The following is a 2796-nucleotide window of genomic DNA, read 5'->3' as shown; positions in this document are numbered from 1 at the left end:
ACCGCTTCGAGGTCTTCCAGAATGTGGCGTGTCCGTTCCGCCGCGACGGGGCTATTGTTGCTCATTCCGCCTCCTCCGCCTCTTCCGGGCCGAGCCGATACTTGATGTCGTAGTTCAGGAGGAAATCCAGTTCCTCGGCGTTGAAGCCGTAGTGGCGGGCCAGTTCGCAGTCGATGGCGTCGATGATGGGCTTGGACAGGGCAACGCGGAATTCAGCGTAGGTGATTTCTGCTCCGTCCCGTGTGCGGATTGTCTTGCGAGTGGCATTGTTCGCCAGCGCCTTGTTCAGTTCCAGCCCGAGGTCGCGCAGCCGAATATCTTCCATTATGCTGCCAGGGACTGGGAAACCGGCGACCAAGGTTTCGCTGAGATGGAAACAGTCCCCATAGGCAATGAAGTATGCGTAAAAAAGGCTGCTGTTCAGCAAGGCACAGGCAACCGCGGCTTGTGCGGGCTTGGAGAAATGAACATAGCGGCCATGGGCTGGTGCGCCGACCACTTCGTCCTTGGCGTAGTAGGGAAGGCCGATGGTGGCTTTTACCCAGTATTGGGTCGCCTCCTGGTAGAAAACAAAGGACTTGGTTTCTCGTTGGCAAGCTGCCTCGCCAAGAGTGGTTTCTGATTTGTCGCGCACCTTGCGAAAGACAGTAACCTCGGCATTGGTTGCATACTTTGGGAACAATCCCGGATAAAGCACAGCACCGGTGGTATTGGCATACTCGAATTGCGCAAATAGCACGGGTCGTGCTTCCGTTGGCCAACGTTGATACCTTGTGGTCAACAAAGTTCCGTGCGCTTCTTTGGTTCCGTCAGAGAGAAAAATCACACTGCGGCAATGCTGAAGTCCGTCGAACAACTTCCCAGGCCGGTCATCGAAGGGGATTACATGAAGTTGGTTACTACGGCTTTGTAGCAACGAACGGACCGATGCCATGCGCGAGGAGCAGGTCAGAGGGAGCTGGACGATGAAACTCAATCGTCCCGGAGTAGAACGCAAGGCGAGGGCACGTTCTGTACAGAGGCAGTGCAAGTTGCCGCAAGATTCGGAAGTGAAACCACGCACGGTATAAGTGCGTTTCACAGCGGCATATTCCTTCCAGGGCGGATTCCCAATGATCGCATGGAACCCACCCTTGGCCATGATGCCGTAGAACTCGGCGAACCAGTGAAAGGGCTGATGGCTGACCCGCCAGGCGGTGAAGGGTTTGGGCTTGTCAGGGTCAACGTCATACTCGATGGCCAGGAAACGGTCGAGCTGTTGTGTCATGGCGCGGAGCCGTTGGCGGAAGGCAGTCTTGCACTGCGAATAGTCCAGTTGATTCGCGCCGAACTTCAGTTGCAGATTTTGAAAGACCTGAAACGCTTCTTCCGTCCGCTTCGCATCCTCCAGCACGGCTCCGAGATCGTTGTCGAAGTCGAGGCGTGCTTCCTTCTTGTTCTGTATCGCGTTCTGGACTTCCGCCACCGAGACGTAGCCCACCAGCGTGTTGCCGGCCCGGATGTTGAAATCAATGTCTGGCAGCGGTTCCAGGTCCTTCACCCGCTCTACCTGGGCCACGAGCTTCAGGAACAACCGCAGCTTGCAGATTTCAACCGCTTCCTCCATCAGGTCCACGCCGTAGAGGTTATGGACGATGATCGACTTGAGGACGTAATAGTCCCCGTTGGGGTGTCGGGCGACATCGGCCAGGATGTGCCGAAAGTCGGTGAACTTCTTGGCGGCTTGGTCATCCTCCGCGCGTGCGAGATCCTCCACGAACGCTTGCATCCGGTCCAGGCAAGCGCCATAGAGCGGTTGTAGGATGTTGAGGGCGGCGAACAAGAAGGCCCCGGAGCCACACGTCGGGTCCAAGACCGTCACCGTGGACAGCGCGTGATAGAAAGCACGGAGCAGTTCCGGCCCTTCACAACCGGCGATGGCGTCGGCGGCGAACTGACGAATGTCGAGATTGAACGTGATGAGATCATTGATGCGGCCCACCTGCCCCGCCGCCAACTTGTCGCGCAGCTCCAGGCAGCGCTGCCGCCGCGCCACATGTTCCCGCCACGTCTCCGTGGGCAAGGCGAAGGGCGCGGCAGCGGGCCGGTTCCAGCCGTCTCGCTGTGCTACTTCGGCGACGCCTTGTTGAATTACTGCCGGGAGCGGGATCACTTCCCCATCGTTATCGATCACCCCGTGTCGCATAGCGTGGTACAGGTAGCGATCCGGGTTCTCCTGCAAGAGTCGCCACAGGGCTGATCCCGGCCGAAAGGCGATAGCACATTCCCTCGCCGCGGCGTCAAACAAATACGGCAGGATCGTGTTCTTGCTGATGTAATCGGTGATGTCTTCCTTGGTGTAGTAAGCCCCCATCTGTTTCTGATTGATGTACTTCTCAAAGATGTACCCCAGCACGTCCGGGTTGATCTCCCGGTCGTTATGCAGCGGTCGAGTGTCCAGGTGCCACTCATACTGGTCGAAGAAAGCAAATAGCTTCTCGAAGGCCTCGTCGGGAATGTCGATCTTTGTGTGTTTGTGTTCCAGTTCGTGCACGTCGAACAGGCCGCCGTTGAGGTAGGGCACATCGCCGAGCAGTTCCTCCAGATCGGCGGAGAGTTGGCGGTTTACAGGCTGCTTGGAGAAGCCTTCGTGAAAAAGACAGAGCAGGAAGTAACGGTAGAAGGTTTGGAACTTCCCCTTGCCCTTGCGCTGCTGCACCTTCTGCAGCCGGTTGTTGAGGTAGTGGACGTCTTTATCGAGAAAACCTTTCTTCTGGATGAAGTAAATGAACATCAGGCGGTTGAGCATCAGCGAGG

1 protein-coding gene is annotated in these 2796 nt (G+C 57.1%); it reads right to left on the bottom strand.

Annotated elements, in window-relative coordinates; genetic code table 11:
• Positions 1-61: 61 nt before the first annotated feature.
• A partial coding sequence (locus K1Y02_26670) for an SAM-dependent methyltransferase (GenBank protein MBX7259967.1) occupies positions 62-2796 on the bottom strand: 2735 nt, incomplete at its 5' end.

This window comes from Candidatus Hydrogenedentota bacterium (genome assembly GCA_019695095.1).
Taxonomy (GTDB): Bacteria; Hydrogenedentota; Hydrogenedentia; order Hydrogenedentales; family SLHB01; genus JAIBAQ01.
The sequence above is the reverse complement of the archived record's forward strand: the minus strand, read 5'-3'. Positions and strand labels throughout refer to the sequence as shown.